Source organism: Nonomuraea sp. NPDC050786 (assembly GCF_040654115.1).
Classification (GTDB): Bacteria; Actinomycetota; Actinomycetes; order Streptosporangiales; family Streptosporangiaceae; genus Nonomuraea.
Window position 1 is genome coordinate 254700 of the sequence record NZ_JBFAHJ010000005.1, and the last position, 19093, is coordinate 273792.

The following is a 19093-nucleotide window of genomic DNA, read 5'->3' on the forward strand; positions in this document are numbered from 1 at the left end:
GGCTAGTTCTTCCTGATCATCGTCATGCCGTCCGCGACGGGCAGCATGAGCACGGTCACCCGCGGGTCCTCGATCACCAGGTCGTTGAACTGCCTGATCTCCACGGTCGTCGCCTCCTCGTGCGCCGGGTCCGCCACGTGCCCCCGGCGCAGCGTGTTGTCCGCCAGGATCAGCCCGCCGGGCCGCAGGCGCTCCATGACCAGCTCGTAGTAGCCGGGGTAGTTGCCCTTGTCGGCGTCGATGAAGGCCAGGTCGATGGTCTGGTCGAAGGCGGCGAGCGTCTCCAGCGCGGGCCCGAGCGTGAGCGTCACCCGGTCGGCCACCCCCGCCCGCTCCCAGTAGCGGCGGGCGACGGACGTCCACTCCTCGCTCACGTCGAAGCAGTGCAGCCGCCCGCCGGACAGCCCCCTGGCGATGCACACGGACGAGTAACCGGTGAACGTACCCACCTCCACGACGACCTGGGGCGCCACGAGCTGGGTAATCATGGTCAGGAAGGTGCCCTGATCGGGGGAGATCTGCATGCCGGCGGCGTCCCCCGTGGACTCGGCCGTCTCCTTGGCCAGTTCCTCGAGCAGGGGGTCCGGCGGGGTGGAGTGGGCGAAGACGTACTGGGCGACGGCGGCGTCAAGGAGATATGCCTTCATGCGGCCATTCTTCCGGTTTCAGGTAGTGTCTGCGCGATCAATGACGTGAGAGTGGGCAGATGATGAAGCGGTTGCTGGCGGTGGCGCTCGCGTGCGTGGCCATCGCGGTACTCGGGGTGCTGGCGTTCTCGGAGCCGGGCGAGTCGTCCCAAGAGGTGCGGCTGGCCCGCCAGGTGGACGGCTCGATGGTCCTGGCCGACCGGTCGAGCCACGCTCCCGTGCTCGACCTGTACGAGGACTTCGACTGTCCCATCTGCAAGGAACTTCACACCCGAGTAGACGCGACCATCAGGAAGCTCGCGATGGAGGGCAAGGTCAAGGTCGTCTTCCACCCTGTGACGATCTTCAAGGACGAGCCCATGCGCTCGAACTCCATCCGCGCCGCCGCTGCCGCCCGCTGCGTCCCCGAGGACAGCTGGCTCGCCTTCAGGGACGAGCTGTACGCCATGCAGCCGGCGCCGCACGGCGAGGCGTCCGGGTTCGCCGTCGAGGACCTGGTCAAGGCGGCCAGGCAGGCGGGGGCCACGGTGGACGAATGCGTCAGGTCGCAGTCGTACGCGCAGGCCCATCTGGAGGAGACCGCGAAGGTACGGCTGCAGGGCACGCCGACGGTGCTCCTCAACGGCCAGATGCTGGGCAACGAGGCATTCGACGCGGCGACGCTGGAGCGCGTCATCACCGGTGGCGACGGCGTCACCGTGTAGCGGACCGTCCCATGAGGTGAGATCGGTGTGCCAGATGGTGAATTCATGTGGCAGACTGGGTGGCACCATGTTCTACGGTCTGCTCATTATCGGCAGGCGCGCTGGCTGAAAAGGGACACCGCCAGCGCGCAGACCTCTCACGTCCGTGAGGGGTCTTTTTGTTTTCCAGGACCTTTCCAGGGACCTTCCCAGAGAACTTTCGAGAGAAGAGAGACTGATGGCCGACGACCGGTTCCACGTCTACGACACGACGCTGCGTGACGGCGCCCAGCAGGAGGGGCTCAACCTCACCGTCGCCGACAAGCTTGCCGTCGCGCGCCAGCTGGACGGTCTGGGCGTCGGATTCATCGAAGGGGGCTGGCCGGGCGCCAACCCCAAGGACACAGAGTTCTTCAGGCGCGCTCGAACAGAGCTCGACCTGAAGCACGCGCAACTTGCCGCGTTCGGCGCGACCCGCCGGGCCGGTATGAAGGCAGCCGACGACCCCTTGGTGGCCGCGTTGCGCGAATCCGGCGCGCCGGTCGTGACTCTTGTCGCCAAGAGCCACGACCGGCACGTGGAGCTGGCCCTGCGCACGACTCTCCAGGAGAACCTCGCGATGATCCGCGACACGGTCTCCCACCTGCGCGCGGAGGGCCAGCGAGTCTTCCTCGACGCCGAGCACTTCTTCGACGGCTACCGGTCCAACCCGGCGTACGCGCTCGAGGTCATCAGGACCGCCGCCGAGGCCGGTGCCGACGTCATCGCCCTGTGCGACACGAACGGCGGCATGCTCCCCGACGAGCTCGCCGAGATCGTCCACGAGGCCGTACAGACCAGCGCCAGGGTCGGCATCCACTGCCACGACGACACCGGCTGCGCGGTCGCCAACACCCTGGCCGCCGTCAAGGCGGGCGCGACGCACGTCCAGGGCTGCGCCAACGGCTACGGCGAGCGCTCAGGCAACGCCAACCTCTTCACGGTCGTGGCCAACCTCCAGCTCAAGCGCGGCTTCGACCTCGTGCCCCCGGCCGCCCTGGCCGACATGACCCGCGTCGCCCACGCGATCACCGAGGTGACGAACGTCACCCCCAACTCCCACGCCCCGTACGTCGGCACGTCCGCCTTCGCCCACAAGGCCGGCCTGCACGCCAGCGCCATCAAGGTCGACCCTAACCTCTACCAGCACATCGACCCGGCCGCCGTCGGCAACGACATGCGCATGCTCGTCTCCGACATGGCCGGCCGCGCCTCGGTGGAGCTCAAGGGCCGCGAGCTCGGCTACGAACTGACCCCGGAGAACACCAAGAGCCTGGTGGCGCGGGTCAAGGACCTGGAGTCGCGGGGCTTCACCTTCGAGGCCGCGGACGCCTCGTTCGAGCTGCTGCTGCGCGACACCGTACAGGGGGAGCGCAGGCGCCACTTCGAGGTCGAGTCGTGGCGCGTCATCGTGGAGCGCACGAAGGGCGGCGAGCTGGTCAGCGAGGCCACCGTCAAGCTCCACGCCAAGGGCGAGCGCATCGTCGCGACGGGCGAGGGCAACGGCCCCGTCAACGCCCTCGACAAGGCGGTACGCCTGGCGCTCGAGAAGCTCTACCCCGAGCTGGCGAAGCTCGAACTGGTGGACTACAAGGTCCGCATCCTGGAGGGCACCCACGGCACGGGCGCCATCACCCGGGTCCTCATCACCTCCAGCGACGACACGGCCGAGTGGGCCACGGTCGGGGTGGCGGAGAACATCATCGAGGCGTCGTGGCAGGCACTCGAGCAAGCGGTGACCTACGGCCTCCTACGCGCCGGCCACAAAACCGCCTGAAGCTTTCCGGGGCGCAACAGCATGGTCCTCCGCAACGGGACGCGCTTCGCGCGACGGGACCTTCGGGCAGCGCCTCCCAGGGGACCCGCGCCCCCTTCGCCCCGGCGAGGGGCCTGCCGGCCCCTCGCGCTCCCCGGTCTCGCTCAGAACATCCCGTTCGGTATCTCGCCTGGCTCGGGCACCGGCTGCACCACATCCCAGTGCTCCACGACCTGCCCGTCCACCAGCCGCCACACGTCCACCACCGCGATCCCGCGCTCGCTCCCTGGCGGCATCATGAGATAGTGCAGCACCACGTGGTCGTCCTCGGCGATCACCCGCTTGAGGTCGAGGCGGGACCTGGCGACCGGGGAGTTCGCGACGAACTCGATGAACGCGTCCCTCCCCGAGGGGTTTCCCGGGCTGTGCTCGATGAAGTCCTCGCGGATCAAGGTGCGCAGTGCCTCGATGTTGCCCGCCGCGAACTCCGCGAAGCCGCGCAGGACGAGTTCCTTGTTGCGTTCGGTGACGCTCTTCTCCGTCATGCGAGCACCATCGCCGCAACGCGCTCGTCCTGTCGATTACATGGGATGTAATGGCGAATCGCCGGTAAGCCTCGCAATATGGCGCCCGGGAGAGCCGATCGGTGAGCCGGCCAGGGCGGGCTTGAACGCCACCGGCGTGCCGGCCGGCGTCTCCTGCTTGCGGCCGGTCCACCGGCGCAGCCGGCGGACCTCGCCGATCAACGCCAGCCGAGTCCGGGAGCGACGTGGTTCAGCACCGATGCGAGAAGGTGGGCGTTGTAGTCCACGCCGAGCTGGCTGGGGACCGTCAGCAGCAGCGTGTCAGCCGCCGCGATCGCCTCGTCGGCGGCCAGTTCCTTGACGAGCACGTCGGGCTCGGCGGCGTACGTGCGCCCGAAGATGGCCCTGGTGGTGGCGTCGATGAAGCCGATCTGGTCAGAACTCTCCCTTTCGCCACCGAAGTACGCGCGGTCCGTGTCGGTGACGATCGGCATGATCGAGCGGCTCACCGAGACCCGCGGCTCGCCCTCGTGACCGGCCTCTTTCCAGGCCTGCCGGTAGGCCGCGATCTGCTCGGCCTGCTGCACATGGAACGGCTTGCCGTTCTCGTCGTCCTTCAGGGTGGAGCTCATCAGGTGCATGCCCAGCCCGGCAGCCCACTTCGCGGTCGCGTTCGAGCTGGAACCCCACCAGATCCGCTCCCGCAGTCCTTCCGAATGCGGCTCGACACGCAGCAGCCCGGGCGGATTGGGGAACATCGGCCGCGGGTTGGGCTGGGCGAACCCCTCACCGTCGAGCACCTTGAGGAAGACTTCCGCGTGCTTGCGCGCCATGTCGGCGTCGGTCTCGCCCTCGGCCGGCTCGTAGCCGAAGTAGCGCCAGCCGTCGATCACCTGCTCCGGTGATCCGCGGCTGATGCCGAGCTGCAGCCGTCCGCCCGCGATGAGGTCTGCCGCGCCGGCGTCCTCGGCCATGTAGAGCGGGTTCTCGTACCGCATGTCGATGACGCCTGTGCCGATCTCGATCCGGCTCGTTCTCGCGCCGACGGCCGCCAGCAGCGGGAACGGACTCCCGAGCTGGTGGGCGAAGTGGTGGACCCGGAAGTAGGCGCCGTCGGCACCGAGTTCCTCGGCGGCCACGGCCAACTCGATCGCCTGCAGCAGGCTGTCGGAGGCGGTGCGCACTTCCGAGTACGGCGAAGACATCCAGTGCCCGAAGCTGAGGAACCCGATCTTTTTCACACGTGCTTCAACCCTCTCCAGGCCAGGGACATTCCGGACGGCCCGCAGACTCTCCCACACGCTCCGCCGGCGCGGCTCACCTGGATCATGCTCCGGTCACCGCCGGCCGTCGCTGTCCCGGTCGGCCGCCAAGGGTTCTCGATCGGTGACCGCCATCGCTTCCTCGGTCAGGCCGTAGGCGGTCCATCCGTGACTGGGGAAGCCCGCCGCGGCGGCCACCGCAGCCGAGGCCTGGTTGCCGAAGGCATGCATGTACGTGGGCATCGCCCCTTCGTCGAGAACTCGCCGGGCAGCCTGTGCGACGAGCCCGCGCGCCAAGCCCCGGCCCCGCGCCTCGGGGACGGTCACGACGGCCAACTCGTGCCCGTACGAGTCGTGGCGCTTGACCCCCACGCCCGCCAGGTGGGCACCTGTCTCCGGATCTCGCGCGACCAGCACGTCCCCGCCGAACACGCGCAGCCACGCCGGCACCTCCGGATCGGCAGCCGAGACCCATACCCCGGGCTCCGGAAGGGGCGCGGGGTTCGCCGTCCACCGGTACACGGCGGTGAACCAGCCCCGCTCCGGATGACCGACAAGATCGGGAAGCTGCGGCAGTAGCGCCGCGACGTTCCCCAGGGCGAGGTATCTCCGCATGATCGGATCGGCGTGCTGCGGTGGGACGGACAGGACGCCGCGCTCGGGCGTGGCGACCCCGAGAACGGGATGGAGCCTGCCGTCCCATCCGGGCCGCGCCCGTCCTGGCTCGCCGACGATGTCGAACTCGCGATCGGGCGGCCATGCGCCGAGCCGGCGGACGAGGTGCTCAGTGAGCCTGTGCTCTGGTTTCATCAGCTGCTCCTTATGCGGTTCTCGGTCAGCCGCCCCAGCGGGAAACAATACCCCCAGGTGGTATTAACAACGACAAGTCGGTGGCCCCTGAGGAGCGTGGGGCGCGAGATCGACTGCGATGGACAGGCCGCCATGAGGCCGATGCGGCGGGCGGATACAACTGGAGGATGCATCGGGATCGCACGGTCGGCGAGCTGCTGCGGGAGTGGCGGCATCGTCGCCGCCTGAGCCAGCTCGACCTGGCCATCCAGGCGGACGTCTCCAGCCGGCACATCAGCTTCGTCGAGACGGGTCGTACAATGCCGAGCCGGGCCATGCTCCTGCGCCTGGCCCGGCACCTGGACATCCCGCTGCGGGAACGCAACCGGCTCCTCGTCGCGGCCGGGTACGCCCCGGCCTATGAGCGGCGCCCGCTGGAGGATCCGGACCTGGCCCAGGCGTTCGAGGCCGTGCAAGGGGTGCTGCGCGGGCACGAGCCGTTCCCCGCGGTCGCCGTGGACCGCCACTGGAACGTGCTGCTCGCCAACTCGGCCATGAAGATCTTCCTGGACGGTGTCGATCCGGCGTTGCTGGAGCCGCCGGTCAACATGATGCGGCTGGGCCTGGACCCGCGCGGCTTCGCGCCCCGGCTGGCGAATCTGGGGCAGGTCCGGGCGTACCTGCTGCCTCGCCTCGCCCGCCAGGCGGCCCGCACGGGGGACCCCGAACTGAGCGAGTTGTACGAGGAACTGCGGTCGTACGGCACCGAGGATGAACCGCCTGCCGCCGGGCCGACCGACATCGCCATGCCCATCCGGCTCCGGCACGACGGGGTCGAACTGCGCTTCTTCAGTACGATCACGACGTTCGGCGCGGCGTTCGACATCACGCTGGATGAGATCGCCGTCGAGGCCCTCTTTCCTGCTGACGCCGAGACGGCCGATTATCTGCGGCGGCCCGCGGCGGGCCCTTCGCTGCTGACGGGTTGAGCTCTTCCGCAGGGGCTGTGATCAGACCTCGCCATAACGTGGCCAACATGAGCGTGTGGCTGGCCGAGGCGCCGAACAGCGGCGTCGTAGGGCTCCTCGTCATCCTTGTCGGGCGCCGTCAGTCTGGATAGGTGCTGGTGAAGGGCTCGCGCTGCCAACCGGTCCTCGCTCGAGCAAGGTCATGCCGGCGAGCCGTGCCATCAGGTCGAGTCCGGACGGCCATAAATGGCGGCGCGGCGATGAGGGGGTTTCAAGCCGGCCGTCCACTACCCGGTAGTGGTGGGAGACGGCGATCTGCGACGCCACGTCGTACTCCTCGAAACCGAGATGCTCCGGGGCCACGGTGAACGGGTGGATGGTCTGGCCGGGCGGAGGACGCCGCAGCTCCGGAACATGGACGTCGATGACGAAACAGCCGCCGGCTCCAGGACACCGGCACCTGATCCACCGGGCAGCACCTAAGGGCGCTGTGCGTCAGGCTCGCTGAAGAGGTCCTGGAGCGCCTGGGCGGTTACGGCGCGGCTGGTCCATTCTTCGAGTTGGGCGACATCGGCGCAGGCGGCGATCCGGGCGCGCATGTCGTCGGGGACATCGAAATCACGGGCGTCCAGCACCAACAGGAGCATCTTGGCCGCCTCCTCCGCTTTCCCCTCTGCCTTGCCCTTGGTTTGGCCTTCCTCGAGGCCACGGCCGTAGTGTTCGCGGGCCCAAGGGGTGTAGACCGGCCAGTCGGTGGACGTCATGATCTCCTCCATGAGGCGCCGGATGTCGGGCGCGGCCATGCTGTAGGCGTATTCAGTGTACTTCGTAGCGTGACGATTGCGAGGGTCGGACAGCGCCGTGGCGAATGCTTCGATCACCTTGCGGTTGCGGCCGTGGGCCATGACCGACATGGCCGCGAGCGCTGGGCGGGCGGCGGCGTGCTGAGGATCGGTGATGACCGGGATGCCGTCCGGGCCCAGGACGCGGGCCTGCAGGCGGTAGCCGGCCAGTCCGGACTCGATCGGCTGCGCATAGTAGGCCGCGACGGCGCGGTCCGGGGAGACGACCAGGACCGTGACGCCGCAGTCCAGCAGCAGCCACAGCGCGGCGGCGTAGCGGGCGAGCTGCCGGGGAGCCTTGGACTTGTCCTGCTGGATCTCCACAATGATGGCGTGCGCCGGCTCTTGCGGTGGTCCCAAGACGAGAACCAGGTCGGCCTCGATGTCGTCGGAGGGCCGGGTGTTGAACGTACTGTCCTCTGTCCGGATGAGCGAGGTGTCGGGCAGGTCCACGTCCAAGAGGTCCCGCAGGATCTCCACCGCTAGCTCGGGACGGTCCTTGAAAAGTTTGGTGAGGGCATCATGTCGGGGGGACGGCATGGCGCTTATTGTCACACAGCGAGCACTATAAGTGACGAAGATTGCTCGACAAGGCCGGTCATCCGCCAATGCGTGACATCAATCGTCCACTCCCCACCCACGACCACTCGGGGCGTGGTCGGAAGCCCGCGCCCGTTGCACTCTTATGCGGCGTCGGCGGGAGTAGGGGTGGCTCTGGTCGCGGCCCGCTGTCGCGCCACGGCCAGCGCCAGCGTGAAGAGCGAGACGACGGCGATGGCCGCGCCGAACACCTCGAAGGTGTGAGCGGCACCCAGGAGGCGGACGGTGAACCCGGCGGCGATGGCGGGCAGCGAGATGGCGGCGTAGGCGACGATGTAGAGCGCGGCCATGACCTGGGCTCTCCGGTCGGGTGGCGCGGCGGCGCCGACGGTGCGGAGCGCGCCGAACATCCCGAAGCCGACGCCCACCCCGATGATCAGGCTGGCCGCGATGAACCCGGCCGCGGTCTCGGCGGCCAATGACCACGCCATCAGCGCGATGCCTCCGGTGAGCGCGATCGAGCCCCACACGATCTGGATGGCGGGGGCCATTCTCTGGCTGAGCAGCGGCGGGACCGCCGATGTGCCGCCCAGGGCCAGGATGGCCAGCCCGGACCCGAGATTGCTCCTGGTGTGCAGGAGCGCGGGGGCCAGGGTTCCGACGAGTCCCAGGTAGATGCCGGTCAACGACCAGGTGTAGGTGATCCCGAGGCCCGCGAGCGTGAACGGGGCGATGATCTGCCGCGGCACGCCCGGCGCCGCGATCCTGAATCCGGTGCGCGAGTCGCCCGGCACCGTCTCCGGCACTGCCAGCATGCCGAGGAGCAGGAGCACGATCAGCGCGGCGAGCAGGATGAACGGGGTGACCAACGGACCGGGCGCGTACTGGACGAGCACCGCGCCGGCCAGACCGCCTATCCCTATGCCGAGGGCGCTGGAGACGACGTTGTAGAGGCTGGCCTTGGCGGGGTTGCCGCCCTGATACAGCTCGAGCAGGGCCGCGCCGGCGGCGCTGATCGCGACGCCGGTGGCCAGCCCTTGCACGGCGCGGGCGGCGAACAGCCAGGGCGCACCATCGGCGACCATGAAGACCACCATCGAGGCGAGCAGCCCGAACAGTCCGAGCAGAATGACCGGCCGGCGCCCCCAGGAGTCGGAGACCCGGCCGAAGATCAGCAGTGCGGCGAGCACGCCGAAGCAGTACGTGGCGTAGATGAGCGTCACCGTGGACGTCTGCAGGTGCCAGGTGGTCGCGTAGAGCTTGTACAGCGGAGAGGGCAGGGCCGACGCGCCGAGGGAGAGCCCGATGACGGCGGCGGTCAGGGCGAACGCGAGCCCCGACCGCCGCCACACGTGCGAAGCGGCAGTGGTTACGTTGTTCACGCGCACCAGGGTGTTGAAGTGCGTGGGCGTTGACGAGGTGCGAAGCTGCCAACCTTCATCAAGATCCTGCCGTTACAGTGAGGGCATGGGAAACGCCACGGGGGTGGTGGCGCTCGCCATCACCGCCGGTATGCCGTTGTTCGAGCTCTCCATCGCCTGCGAGATCTTCGGCACCAACTGCAACGAGTTCGCGAATCCCTGGTACGAGCTGCGGATCTGTGCCGTCGACTCGGAGCCGACCCAGGCTCAGAACGGATTCGTGCTGCACGCCCCGTACGACCTCGACACACTCGTCACCGCGGGCACCGTGATAGTTCCGGCGCTGCCCGCCGACAGCGTGCTGTCGGGCGACGCGGTCGATCCGCGGCTGACGGAGGCGCTGAAGGAGGCCCACGCTCGCGGAGCACGGATCGTCTCGCTGTGCACCGGCGCCTTCGTCCTGGCGGCGTCCGGGCTGCTGGATGGACGGCGGGCCACCACCCACTGGAAGTACGCCGATCTCCTCAGCATGCGGTACCCCCGGGTCCGGGTCGATCCCGATGTCCTGTACGTGGACGAGGGCGACGTGCTGACCAGCGCGGGCCGGAGCGCCGGGATCGACTTATGCGTGCACCTCGTCAGGACCGATTTCGGCGCCGAGGTCGCCAACCAGGTCGCGCGGTGCCTGGTCGTGCCGGCCCATCGTCCCGGCGGGCAGGCGCAGTACGTAGAGGCCCCGGTTCCGCGCGCCGGCGACGACGGGCTGGCCCCCGTCCTGCACTGGGCGATCGAGAACATGGCCCTGCGGCTCACCGTGGCGCAGATGGCCGAGCACGCGGGACTGAGCCCCCGCACGCTCGTTCGCCGCTTCCACGACGCGACCGGCACCACCCCGCTGCGCTGGCTGCACGCCCAGCGCCTGGCCCGGGCCCGGCACCTGCTGGAGTCGACGGATCTGTCGGTCGAACGGATCAGCCAGCTGTGCGGCATGGGGACGGCCGGCAACCTGCGCCATCACTTCATCAGGTCGGTCGGCGTGACCCCGATGGAGTATCGCCGCACCTTTCCGGGACCGTCGGCGCCCGCCCAGCCGGCTGTCCCGTAGCCCCGGTCGCACAAGCGTTCCTCCCCATGAGCATGATTTGCGAGGCGGCAGTCAGCTGCGCCGGGGTAATCGTTACTCCAAGTGATTGCTGTGTGACAATGAGCGCCATGCCGTCCCTCATGGAGGAGATCATGACGTCCACCGACTGGCCGGTCTACACCCCTTGGGCCCGCGAACACTACGGCCGTGGCCTCGAGGAAGGCCAAACCAGGGGCAAGGCAGAGGGGAAAGCGGAGGGGAAAGCGGAGGGGAAAGCGGAGGAGGCGGCCAAGATGCTCCTGCTGGTGCTGGCCGCCCGTGATTTCGATGTCCCCGACGACATGCGCGCCCGGATCGCCGCCTGCGCCGATGTCGCCCAACTCGAAGAATGGACCAGCCGCGCCGTGACCGCCCAGGCGCTCCAGGACCTCTTCAGCGAGCCTGACGCACAGCGCCCTTAGGTGCTGTCAGTGCCCGAAGCTCCCGGCGCGCGAAGCGCGTCCCATGGCGGAGGACCATGCTGTACGCGCCGGGAGCCCCAAGGACTCTAGAACGCGGTGGTGGGGAAGGTGATGCCCTCCACCGTGACCTTCCGGCCCGAGCATGACACCTTGGGCGAGTCCGTCCCCGGCACGATCACCGTCAGCAGCGACTTCGCCGCCGGCGACACCACCACATTGGTCGGGTTCTTCGACAGGTACGTCGGCGAGACCCAGCCCAGCTTCCCGCCGCGCTCCACCTTCTGCCCCCCGACCCGCTCGCACGACGCCCCGAACTGCAGCAGCGTGACCTTGAACTTGCCGTCCCCGAGCACCACCTTGCCCCCGCCGTTGGAGATCAGCTTGAGCGACTGGTCGAAGCGCCACAGGTTCTGGATCTTCTTGCCGCCTGACGCCGTGTCCCGCACCGCCATCAGGTCCTCGCCGTGGTTCACCAGCACCGACCTGGTGCGGCTCACCCCGTACGCCTTGTCCGTCAGCTTGAACGACTGCCGGTCCTTGCCGTACTTCGTGCCGGCCAGCTTGGAGGAGGTGCGCGGCCGGAAGCGGGCGCCGACCACCGTCGGCACGTTGTGCGCCTCGGGCGAGAGCGTCCAGTAGCGGTAGGCGCTCTTCTCGTACGAGTGGAAGCCGCCGTCCACCAGGATGTTGCGGCCCTGCGCGTAGTACGTGACGCCCAGGTGGTCCTCGTGGCCGTGGAACTTCAGCCCCGGCCCGAACCTGATCGAGTAGTACGCCGACTCGGGCTTGCCCCAGGCCGTGCGGCCGAAGACGTAGCCGGCGCGGTACGCCTTGACCTCCTGCTTCGGCGTCCCCGTGTCCATCTTGGGCTCGGTCTCGGCGGTGCCGTCGCCGAGGGGCGCCATGTAGCCGTTCGGCATGGTCGCGTGGGCGACGAAGTCCTTCAGCGCCTCGGCCCGCTTGGCGATCTCGCCGGGCACCTTCCTGCCGCACGCCTTCATGTTGGTCATCGCGACCTGCAGCCGGTCGTACACGTACACCGCGTAGCGGGGCGCCTGCTCCATGAGCGCGCCCTGCGAGTCGACGTCGAGCTTCACCGTGCCGGTCAGGCGGCGGGAGGCCAGGTTCGCCCAGTCCTTGCGGCCGTAGCGGCAGCCGATGCCCATGAGCGCGATGTCCTGGTCCATGCCGTGGTTGTGGCCCTTCTTGTAGAGCCTCGAGTCCGACAGGAGCTTGGCGTGGTCGGTCAGGCTGTCCTTGAGCCAGCTCTCCTTGACATGCATGCTCAGGCAGAGCAGCGGCTGGGTGCGCAGCGAGACCGGGTGGTCCTTCCACGCGTACGGCTTCGTGCCGCGTGCGCCGCGCCGGTTGTTCGCGACCCAGTCCTTGGCGATCTCGGTGGCACGATCCAGGTAGCGCTGCTCACCGCTGTTCTCGTACGCGACGACCAGTGTGCCCATCCAGCGCAGCGACTGGAACACGAACTCCCACGAACGGTTCCGGTACGGGCTCGCGCCCCAGTTGATCTTCTTGCCCAGCTTGTACGGGGGCAGCCCGACCAGCGAGATCTCGCCCTTCATGACGTCGTCGGCCGTCGGCGTGCCGGGCAGCCAGTCGCCCTGGCACTCCGTGGTGCGGGTCACCTTGTCGGCATGCGCGGGGCTGACTGAGCCGCCGAGTGCCAGCATGAGAGCAAGAGGTATCGCGAGCCGGCGCACGCCAGTTCCTTCCGGGACATAAAAGTAAAGGCGGATCATGCTGTCCGAATTGCGATCAACCGGTCAAGTTGCGTGTCGGATTCGTTAGACGCTCGATGCCCGAGCGAGGTGACGACATGCGGGCGCGTCCCCGATGGCGGAGACGTACCCGTCAGGACATGCTTGTCCCGTGACATTCGACGACCTCGTGATCCCGGACACGCCCGCCTGCCGCGGCGCGCTCGAAGTGGCCACCCGCTACCACACGCCCTCGCTGCTCAACCACTCGATCCGCGCCTACCTGTGGGCGGCCGCGTACGCGCGCGGCCACGCCATCGCGTTCGACGCCGAGCTGCTGTACGTGTCGGCCATGCTGCACGACATCGGGGTGGTCGCCGAGTTCGACAGCCACACCCTGCCCTATGAGGAGGCCGGCGGGGAGGTCGCCTGGGTGTTCTGCGCCGGGGCCGGCTGGTCGCCCGAGCGGAGGCTGCGCGCCCGCGAGGTGATCATCCGGCACATGTGGGACGAGGTCCCGGTGGAGGAGGATCCGGAGGGCCACCTGCTGGAGCTCTCGACCGGCATGGACATCTCGGGCCGCCGTACGGACGAGATCCCCGAGGAGGTGCGGCGGGAGGTCCTCGAGCGCCACCCGCGGCTGGAGATCGCCAAGGAGTTCAGCGCGTGCATCTCCGAGCAGGGCGCGCGCAAGCCGTCGAGCTTCGCCGCTCAGTTCGTACGCGCCGGCATCGTGGACCGCATCGCGCGCAACCCGCTGGACGCCTAACCTTCGGCGGGCTTGGGGCCGGTGGTCTCGGCGACCTCGAACGTCCACAGTTCGGAGCCGGTCGCCGCGGGCCCCTGCCCGTGGCCGTGACCGTGCCCGTGGCCCTGCGCCTGCGCGGCCTGCGCCGCCTGGGCGTGCCCGCGCTGGAACGCCTCACCCTGCTGCCACTTCTGGAAGTCCTCCTCGCTGCGCCAGCGCGTGTAGACGAGGTACCGCTCCGTGCCCTCCACCGGCCGGAGCAGCTCGAACCACTCGAACCCGTCGGCCGACTCCACCATCCCCGCGCGGTTGGAGAAGCGGCGTTCGAGCTCCTCGCGCATGTCGGCGGGCACGTTCAGCACGTTGATCTTCACGACGGACAACGGGACACCCCTCTCGTCAGCGCACCGCCCGGTGTCGGACCGGTGAGGGCTCCAGGCTAACGCGGGCCACCGCCGGCACATGATCCCGGTCCAGCGCGTCGCGCATGTGCGGCAGCGCCACCGTGGACAGGTGCCGGCCGAACTCGCCGATGGGCGCGGACTCGTCGGTGACCACGCGTAGCCGCACCTCAGGCCGGCCGGGCGAGCCCGCCAGGTCCGCGTGGGCGCTCAGCACGACCGGGCTCGACTCGACGTCCGCGGCGACCGCGTGCGCCATCCCGTGCGCCGACACCTCGGTGATGCCGGTGGGCGACCTCTCCAGCCGTATCGCGCCGTGCGTGATCTCCCTGCGCCCCTGTACGAGCAGCCAGCGCAGCGACAGCAGCGCCACCACAATCGCCACCAGCGCCACGAGCCACCAGATACCGGGGCTGTTCCGCGTGAAGAACCCCCGTACGCCGCCGTCCACGATCGTTGTCCGCGCGGCTCCCCAGGCGCCCAGCCCGCGAGCCAGCGCGAGCCCGCCCAGGACGGTCAGCGCCAGCCCGATCAGCGCCAGTCCCCACCGGTTGCCCCGGCTGGTCTTGCTGCTCACTTGCGCTCCTTGACGTTCACGGCCACCCGGTACGGCTGCACGAGGTCCATCGCCGCCAGCCTGCTGAGCACGGCGGCGCGTACCTCCTGAGCGAACCTCTCCTTGTCCCACCCGGACGTGACCGGCGTGACCGCGACCGTGTGGCCGCGGACCGTGGCGCGGGCCGAGTGCACGCCCGGCACCTCCTCGGCCGCGTGCGCCAGGGCCCTGCCGACGCTCTTGGGACGCAGGCCGATGATCACGTCGGGGTCTCCGCTGCGTACGGGCGCCATGCTCGGCCGCCCCGGGACCAGGGCGGTGACCAGCAGCGCCAGCCCGAGCAGCGCCACGACCGCCGAGGCCAGCAGGAACAGCGGGTTCGACCAGAGCGTGGAGGCGGCCCAGCCGAGCATCCGGTCGTAAGGCGCCCAGCGCAGCGGGCGGCCCACCAGCGCCGAGATGGTCTCGGCGGCGACGAGGAGGCCGAGGAGCGTCAGCAGGACGGCCACGACGACGGCCGGAATCCTCCGGGTCGGGCGGAACGCCCGCATGGCCGCACGGTCGGCGGCCCTGTCGCGTCTCAGCGGTGGCGCCTGGCTAGATCCAGCCTCGGGCTCGGGATGCTCGTTCATGGCGGTTCTCCACCGAGGTCGGTCATGGTCACGTCCAGGCGGGTGACGTCCAGGCCGGTCTGGGCGGCGACGCGGCCGATCACGTGCTCCCTGAGCCGCGCCGCCACGGCACGCAGCGGCGACGGGTAGGCGACGCTCACGGTCAGCCGGACCGCGGCCTGCTCGCCACGGACCTCCGCGCTCGACGAACGCGCCCACGGCAGGTTTCCGAGATGCACCTCACGCACCTCGGGAATCTCCGCGGCGGCGCAGCACGCGATCTTGGAGACCACCCGGCCGGCGATCTGGGTGCGCCCGCGCAGCTCCGGCGGCGGCTGGGGTGTCGGGCGCTGCGCGGGCACGGTCACGGTGCCGGCGCCGGTGGCCGTGCCGGTGCCGGTGACAGGGGTCATCTCCGCCTCTCGGACGACAGGGTCAGCTGGCCCGTCTCCGCGATCCGGCCGACCAGGAAGCCGACCGCGCCGAGCACGAGCACGAGCAGGAACGCGAAGAGCCCACCGAACGCTGCGACGAGCCCGAGAACGATGCCGACGGCCATGCCGATCACCGGCATCCACTGGTTGTTCATGATCCCTCCACGACGTCGTCGATGCGCACGTTCACCCGGCGGTCCCCGGCCGGCTCCGACACGGCCCGCCGTACTTCGTCGGCGGTCTCCGGGAACGGGCGGTCCATCGTGGCGACGATGGCGATCTCCACCGCGCGGTCGTTCACGGAGACGCCCGTGAGCCGCCTGCCCGGCAGGTACGTGGCCACCGTCCCGAACGGGCCGCCGGACAGCGCGGCCACGCCCTGACACGAGCGCGCCCGCTCGGCGATCAGCCGCACCTCGTCGGCGCCACTGTCGGCGCCACGGTCCGGGCCACGGTCCGGGCCGCCGCCCGCGGCACCCGTCCCGGCGCCCGTCCTGACGCCGGCCGCCGGGGCCGGGCCGGTCGCTCTCATTGGACCCGCGGCTCCTGCCCGGTGTCCGTCCTCTGCTGCCCGCCGCGGGTCATGTCTCTCTCCCGCTCACGGGCCATGCCCGTCTCCCGTTCGCGGGTCATGCCGCTCTCCCGCTCGCGGTCCTGTTCGGGCAGATGGACGTCGTCGATCCTGATGTTGACCTCGGTCACCTCGAGTCCGCACATCCGCTCGACGGCGTTGATGACGTTCTTCCGCACCGCGCCCGACAGCTCGGGGATCGCGGTCCCGTACTCGGCCACGAGGTCGAGGTCGATGGCGGCCTGCCGCTCGCCCACCTCGACCGACACGCCCTGCGAGACGCTCTCCTCGACGCCGACCATGCCGCGCATGCTGCCCAGGGCGCGTGCCGCGCCTCCGCCCATGGCGTACACGCCGGAAACCTCGCGAGCCGCGAGTCCGGCGATCTTGGCCACGACACCGTCGTCGATGGTGGTGGTGCCCTTGTCGGTCACCAGCGCACTCGCCGGGCCGCCCTCGTACGTCCTGGCCTTCGGTACGGTCGCGGCCTGACTGGCTTCCGTGGACCGGTTAGACATTGTGTCCGACACGACCGTCACCCCCCTTCCTCCCTAGTAAGGACTGATAACCGCCATGGACGCGGCTGATGCCCAACGAAAAGGACTCTGGGGGCATTTATCGACATTTCCTGACTTGCGGGAAGTTAGGCGTGGCGCGAGGCGGTGCGCGTTGGGCGGAGCCCGCGGCTGCGGCGATAGCCTTGTCGGGTGCGTATAGCGAGGTTCTCCACAGGCGAAGGCGTGTCGTTCGGCGTGGTCGAGGGCGGCCCCGGCGAGGAGTTCGTCTCCACGGTCGCCGGTCACCCGTTCAACCAGGTGCAGTTCACCGGCGAGCGGTTCCCGCTGTCCCAGGTGAAGCTGCTGGCCCCGATGCTGCCGAGCAAGGTGGTCGCCATCGGCAGAAACTACGCCGAGCACGCGGCCGAGCTGGGCAACGAGGTGCCCGAGGAGCCGCTCATCTTCATGAAGCCGTCCACGTCGGTGATCGGCCACGGCGAGAACATCGCGTACCCCACGACGCTGTCCGACCGCGTCGACTACGAGGGCGAGCTGGCCGTGGTGATCGGCAGGCTCTGCCGCGAGGTGCCGGTCGAGCGGGTCAAGGACGTCATCTTCGGCTACACCTGCGCCAACGACGTCACCGCGCGCGACCTGCAGAAGAAGGACGTGCAGTTCACCCGGGCCAAGGGGTTCGACACGTTCTGCCCGCTCGGTCCGTGGATCCAGACCGACCTCGACGCGAGCGACCTGGCCCTGACGACCACGGTCAACGGCGAGATCCGGCAGAGCGGGCGCACGAGCCAGCTCATCAACGACATCCCCGCGCTGGTGGCCTACGTCAGCGCGGTCATGACCCTGATCCCCGGCGACGTCATCCTGACCGGCACCCCGGCGGGCGTCGGCCCCCTCCAGGTCGGCGACGAGGTCAGCGTCGGCATCGAAGGCATCGGCACACTCACGAACAAGGTGGTCTCCCGTGACTGACGTACGGGTGCGGTTCGCCCCGTCTCCTACCGGCATGTTCCACGTGGGCAGCGCCCGCGCGGCGCTGTTCAACTGGGCCGTGGCCCTGCAGTCCGGAGGGCGGTTCATCCTCCGCATCGAAGACACCGATGCCACGCGCAACCGGCCCGAGTGGACCGAGGGCATCATCTCGGCCCTCGACTGGATCGGCGTCAACGGCGGCAACCCGGCGTTCGAGGGCCCCTACTTCCAGTCGGCCTACGAGCCGCAGCACCGCGAGGCCGTGGCCAAGCTGCTGGCCGACGGCAAGGCCTACTACTGCGACTGCACCCGCGAGCAGGTCCAGGAGCGCACCGGCTCCCAGGACAAGGGCTACGACGGCCACTGCCGCGAGCGCGGCCTCAGCGCGGGCGCGGTCCGCTTCCGCACGCCGGACGAGGGCGTCACGGTGGTGGAGGACCTGGTCCGGGGCCGGGTGGAGTTCCCCAACAACGCGCAGGAGGACTTCGTCATCGCGCGGAGCGACGGCTCGCCCCTCTACGTGCTGGCCAACGCCGTCGACGACATCACGCAGGGCATCACGCACGTGGCCCGCGGCGAGGAGCACCTGCCCAACGCGGCCAGGCAGGAGCTGCTGTGGCCCGCGCTGGGCGCCAAGCCGCCGGTCTGGGCGCATCTGCCGGTGATCGTCAACGAGCAGCGCAAGAAGCTCTCCAAGCGCCGCGACAAGGTGGCGCTCGAGGACTACCGCGCGGAGGGCTACCTGCCCGAAGCCATGGTCAACTACCTGATGCTGCTCGGCTGGGGGCCCGGCGAGGACCGCGAGATCATGCCGTGGTCGGAGATGGTGCCCCTGTTCCGGCTGGAGAACGTCAACCCGTCCAACGCGTTCTTCGACGAGAAGAAGCTGCGGGCGTTCAACGGCGAGTACATCAGGGCGCTGCCGCTGGAGACGTTCGAGGAGCGCTGCGCGCCCTACCTCGACCCCTCCTGGGACCGCGAGCTGTTCAGCAAGGTCGCCTCGCTGGCCCAGACCCGCATCTCCGTGCTCTCGGAGATCCGGCAGAACGTCGACTTCCTCTTCCTCGAGGAGCCGGTCTTCGACCAGGCGTCCTGGGACAAGGCGATGAAGAACTCCCCGGTGGAGATCATCACCGACTACCTGGCCCGGCTGGTGACGGTGAGCTGGGACCCGGAGTCGCTCAAGGAGGCGCTGGAGGAGGTCGGCACCGCCCACGGGCTCAAGCTCGGCAAGGCCCAGGCCCCCGTACGCGTGGCGATCACCGGCCGGACGGTGGGCCTGCCGCTGTTCGAGTCGATCGAGGTGCTCGGCCGGGAGCGGGCCGAGGAGCGGCTGCGCTCCGCCCTGGCCCGCCTGCAGGGCTGACAGCGACGCCCCGGCCCGCCCTGCAGCGCTGACAGCGACGCCCCGGCCCCTCTGCAGGGCTGACCCTCAGCGGCCCGGCGGTGGGCCGCCGGGGACCCCAGGCGGCCCGGCGGTGGGCCGCCTGGAGCGTGCTTCTTACGGCTGCTTGGGCGCATGTCCCGCGCCCCCGGTCCTTCTTCCGAAGGATCTCTACCGAAGTGCGGTGGATGGAGGGGCGCGGGTAGGGCGCGGTGCCGCGCGGCAGGCCCGTC

22 protein-coding genes are annotated in these 19093 nt (G+C 69.6%); 8 read left to right on the plus strand and 14 right to left on the minus strand.

The features are described 5' to 3' along the window. Window positions 1-2: 2 nt before the first annotated feature. Window positions 3-647 carry an O-methyltransferase gene (locus AB0H84_RS13205; protein ID WP_357602688.1) on the minus strand — a complete coding sequence of 215 codons (645 nt, stop codon included), beginning with the start codon at window positions 645-647 and terminating at the stop codon, window positions 3-5. Window positions 648-706: 59 nt separating this feature from the next. On the opposite strand from AB0H84_RS13205, the gene AB0H84_RS13210 reads away from it, so the two are divergent. Continuing rightward, complete coding sequence (locus AB0H84_RS13210; protein WP_357602691.1) at window positions 707-1351, plus strand: thioredoxin domain-containing protein; 645 nt, start codon at window positions 707-709, stop codon at window positions 1349-1351. Window positions 1352-1568: 217 nt separating this feature from the next. Continuing rightward, a complete protein-coding gene (gene cimA, locus AB0H84_RS13215) occupies window positions 1569-3146 on the plus strand; it encodes a citramalate synthase (protein ID WP_357602693.1) in 1578 nt (525 codons plus the stop codon). A gap of 143 nt (window positions 3147-3289) precedes the next feature. Here the strand turns inward: cimA and AB0H84_RS13220 are convergent, their stop codons facing one another. The 3 genes from AB0H84_RS13220 to AB0H84_RS13230 form a co-directional block, all read right to left on the minus strand. Then, entirely contained in the window at window positions 3290-3670 is a 381-nt protein-coding gene (locus AB0H84_RS13220; protein WP_357602696.1) for a nuclear transport factor 2 family protein, read from the minus strand. Between the two features lie 197 nt (window positions 3671-3867). Beyond that, window positions 3868-4890 (minus strand): LLM class flavin-dependent oxidoreductase, encoded by a 1023-nt coding sequence (locus tag AB0H84_RS13225; protein ID WP_357602699.1) that lies wholly within the window; start codon window positions 4888-4890, stop codon window positions 3868-3870. Between the two features lie 96 nt (window positions 4891-4986). Beyond that, the gene (locus tag AB0H84_RS13230) at window positions 4987-5721 is read right to left on the minus strand and encodes a GNAT family N-acetyltransferase (protein WP_357602702.1); all 735 of its coding nucleotides are present in this window, start codon (window positions 5719-5721) and stop codon (window positions 4987-4989) included. Between the two features lie 167 nt (window positions 5722-5888). Here AB0H84_RS13230 and AB0H84_RS13235 point away from each other — a divergent pair, with 167 nt between their 5' ends. Further along, window positions 5889-6689 (plus strand): helix-turn-helix transcriptional regulator, encoded by an 801-nt coding sequence (locus tag AB0H84_RS13235; RefSeq protein ID WP_357602705.1) that lies wholly within the window; start codon window positions 5889-5891, stop codon window positions 6687-6689. A 458-nt stretch (window positions 6690-7147) separates the two neighbouring features. On the opposite strand, the gene AB0H84_RS13240 is transcribed toward AB0H84_RS13235, so the two are convergent. Beyond that, a complete protein-coding gene (locus tag AB0H84_RS13240; protein WP_357603044.1) occupies window positions 7148-7963 on the minus strand; it encodes a hypothetical protein in 816 nt (271 codons plus the stop codon). A gap of 230 nt (window positions 7964-8193) precedes the next feature. Next, the gene (locus tag AB0H84_RS13245) at window positions 8194-9432 is read right to left on the minus strand and encodes an MFS transporter (RefSeq protein WP_357602708.1); all 1239 of its coding nucleotides are present in this window, start codon (window positions 9430-9432) and stop codon (window positions 8194-8196) included. 85 nt (window positions 9433-9517) lie between these two features. Here AB0H84_RS13245 and AB0H84_RS13250 point away from each other — a divergent pair, with 85 nt between their 5' ends. Further along, on the plus strand, window positions 9518-10516 hold the full coding sequence (locus tag AB0H84_RS13250) for a helix-turn-helix domain-containing protein (protein WP_357602711.1): 999 nt from the start codon (window positions 9518-9520) through the stop codon (window positions 10514-10516). 131 nt (window positions 10517-10647) lie between these two features. Continuing rightward, a complete protein-coding gene (locus tag AB0H84_RS13255; RefSeq protein WP_357602714.1) occupies window positions 10648-10956 on the plus strand; it encodes a hypothetical protein in 309 nt (102 codons plus the stop codon). Between the two features lie 86 nt (window positions 10957-11042). On the opposite strand, the gene AB0H84_RS13260 is transcribed toward AB0H84_RS13255, so the two are convergent. Then, window positions 11043-12674, minus strand: a complete 1632-nt coding sequence (locus AB0H84_RS13260; RefSeq protein ID WP_357602716.1) for a heparinase II/III family protein — start codon at window positions 12672-12674, stop codon at window positions 11043-11045. Between the two features lie 169 nt (window positions 12675-12843). Here AB0H84_RS13260 and AB0H84_RS13265 point away from each other — a divergent pair, with 169 nt between their 5' ends. Beyond that, a complete protein-coding gene (locus AB0H84_RS13265; RefSeq protein WP_357602719.1) occupies window positions 12844-13440 on the plus strand; it encodes an HD domain-containing protein in 597 nt (198 codons plus the stop codon). On the opposite strand, the gene AB0H84_RS13270 is transcribed toward AB0H84_RS13265, so the two are convergent. Genes AB0H84_RS13270 through AB0H84_RS13300 form a run of 7 tightly spaced genes read right to left on the minus strand, consistent with a single transcriptional unit; the run spans window position 13437 to window position 16510 of the window. Next, complete coding sequence (locus AB0H84_RS13270; RefSeq protein ID WP_357602722.1) at window positions 13437-13802, minus strand: antibiotic biosynthesis monooxygenase; 366 nt, start codon at window positions 13800-13802, stop codon at window positions 13437-13439. The genes AB0H84_RS13265 and AB0H84_RS13270 overlap by 4 nt on opposite strands. A gap of 16 nt (window positions 13803-13818) precedes the next feature. Further along, the gene (locus AB0H84_RS13275; RefSeq protein ID WP_357602725.1) at window positions 13819-14397 is read right to left on the minus strand and encodes an alkaline shock response membrane anchor protein AmaP; all 579 of its coding nucleotides are present in this window, start codon (window positions 14395-14397) and stop codon (window positions 13819-13821) included. After that, the gene (locus AB0H84_RS13280; RefSeq protein ID WP_357602728.1) at window positions 14394-15008 is read right to left on the minus strand and encodes a DUF6286 domain-containing protein; all 615 of its coding nucleotides are present in this window, start codon (window positions 15006-15008) and stop codon (window positions 14394-14396) included. The genes AB0H84_RS13275 and AB0H84_RS13280 overlap by 4 nt, the downstream gene beginning before the upstream one ends. Continuing rightward, complete coding sequence (locus tag AB0H84_RS13285) at window positions 15005-15400, minus strand: Asp23/Gls24 family envelope stress response protein (RefSeq protein WP_357602731.1); 396 nt, start codon at window positions 15398-15400, stop codon at window positions 15005-15007. Before AB0H84_RS13285 ends, AB0H84_RS13280 begins: the two co-directional genes overlap by 4 nt. Next, window positions 15397-15576 carry a DUF2273 domain-containing protein gene (locus AB0H84_RS13290; protein WP_357602734.1) on the minus strand — a complete coding sequence of 60 codons (180 nt, stop codon included), beginning with the start codon at window positions 15574-15576 and terminating at the stop codon, window positions 15397-15399. The genes AB0H84_RS13285 and AB0H84_RS13290 overlap by 4 nt, the downstream gene beginning before the upstream one ends. Next, window positions 15573-15953, minus strand: coding sequence for a hypothetical protein (locus AB0H84_RS13295; protein ID WP_357602735.1), 381 nt, complete (start codon window positions 15951-15953; stop codon window positions 15573-15575). The genes AB0H84_RS13290 and AB0H84_RS13295 overlap by 4 nt, the downstream gene beginning before the upstream one ends. After that, a complete protein-coding gene (locus AB0H84_RS13300; protein ID WP_357603047.1) occupies window positions 15950-16510 on the minus strand; it encodes an Asp23/Gls24 family envelope stress response protein in 561 nt (186 codons plus the stop codon). Before AB0H84_RS13300 ends, AB0H84_RS13295 begins: the two co-directional genes overlap by 4 nt. Window positions 16511-16699: 189 nt before the next feature. Between AB0H84_RS13300 and AB0H84_RS13305 the strand changes: the two genes are divergently transcribed. Then, a complete protein-coding gene (locus tag AB0H84_RS13305; protein WP_357602738.1) occupies window positions 16700-17476 on the plus strand; it encodes a fumarylacetoacetate hydrolase family protein in 777 nt (258 codons plus the stop codon). Further along, window positions 17469-18842 carry a glutamate--tRNA ligase gene (gltX, locus tag AB0H84_RS13310; RefSeq protein WP_357602740.1) on the plus strand — a complete coding sequence of 458 codons (1374 nt, stop codon included), beginning with the start codon at window positions 17469-17471 and terminating at the stop codon, window positions 18840-18842. The genes AB0H84_RS13305 and gltX overlap by 8 nt, the downstream gene beginning before the upstream one ends. Window positions 18843-19093 lie beyond the last annotated feature (251 nt).

What these genes read in the sequence shown, in the direction of transcription:
- AB0H84_RS13205 (WP_357602688.1), bottom strand. Translation starts at nt 647, where the DNA reads ATGAAGGCATATCTCCTTGACGCCGCCGTCGCCCAGTACGTCTTCGCC.
- AB0H84_RS13210 (WP_357602691.1), top strand. Translation starts at nt 707, where the DNA reads ATGATGAAGCGGTTGCTGGCGGTGGCGCTCGCGTGCGTGGCCATCGCG.
- cimA (WP_357602693.1), top strand. Translation starts at nt 1,569, where the DNA reads ATGGCCGACGACCGGTTCCACGTCTACGACACGACGCTGCGTGACGGC.
- AB0H84_RS13220 (WP_357602696.1), bottom strand. Translation starts at nt 3,670, where the DNA reads ATGACGGAGAAGAGCGTCACCGAACGCAACAAGGAACTCGTCCTGCGC.
- AB0H84_RS13230 (WP_357602702.1), bottom strand. Translation starts at nt 5,721, where the DNA reads ATGAAACCAGAGCACAGGCTCACTGAGCACCTCGTCCGCCGGCTCGGC.
- AB0H84_RS13235 (WP_357602705.1), top strand. Translation starts at nt 5,889, where the DNA reads ATGCATCGGGATCGCACGGTCGGCGAGCTGCTGCGGGAGTGGCGGCAT.
- AB0H84_RS13250 (WP_357602711.1), top strand. Translation starts at nt 9,518, where the DNA reads ATGGGAAACGCCACGGGGGTGGTGGCGCTCGCCATCACCGCCGGTATG.
- AB0H84_RS13255 (WP_357602714.1), top strand. Translation starts at nt 10,648, where the DNA reads ATGACGTCCACCGACTGGCCGGTCTACACCCCTTGGGCCCGCGAACAC.
- AB0H84_RS13280 (WP_357602728.1), bottom strand. Translation starts at nt 15,008, where the DNA reads ATGAACGAGCATCCCGAGCCCGAGGCTGGATCTAGCCAGGCGCCACCG.
- AB0H84_RS13285 (WP_357602731.1), bottom strand. Translation starts at nt 15,400, where the DNA reads ATGACCCCTGTCACCGGCACCGGCACGGCCACCGGCGCCGGCACCGTG.
- AB0H84_RS13290 (WP_357602734.1), bottom strand. Translation starts at nt 15,576, where the DNA reads ATGAACAACCAGTGGATGCCGGTGATCGGCATGGCCGTCGGCATCGTT.
- AB0H84_RS13295 (WP_357602735.1), bottom strand. Translation starts at nt 15,953, where the DNA reads ATGAGAGCGACCGGCCCGGCCCCGGCGGCCGGCGTCAGGACGGGCGCC.
- AB0H84_RS13300 (WP_357603047.1), bottom strand. Translation starts at nt 16,510, where the DNA reads ATGTCTAACCGGTCCACGGAAGCCAGTCAGGCCGCGACCGTACCGAAG.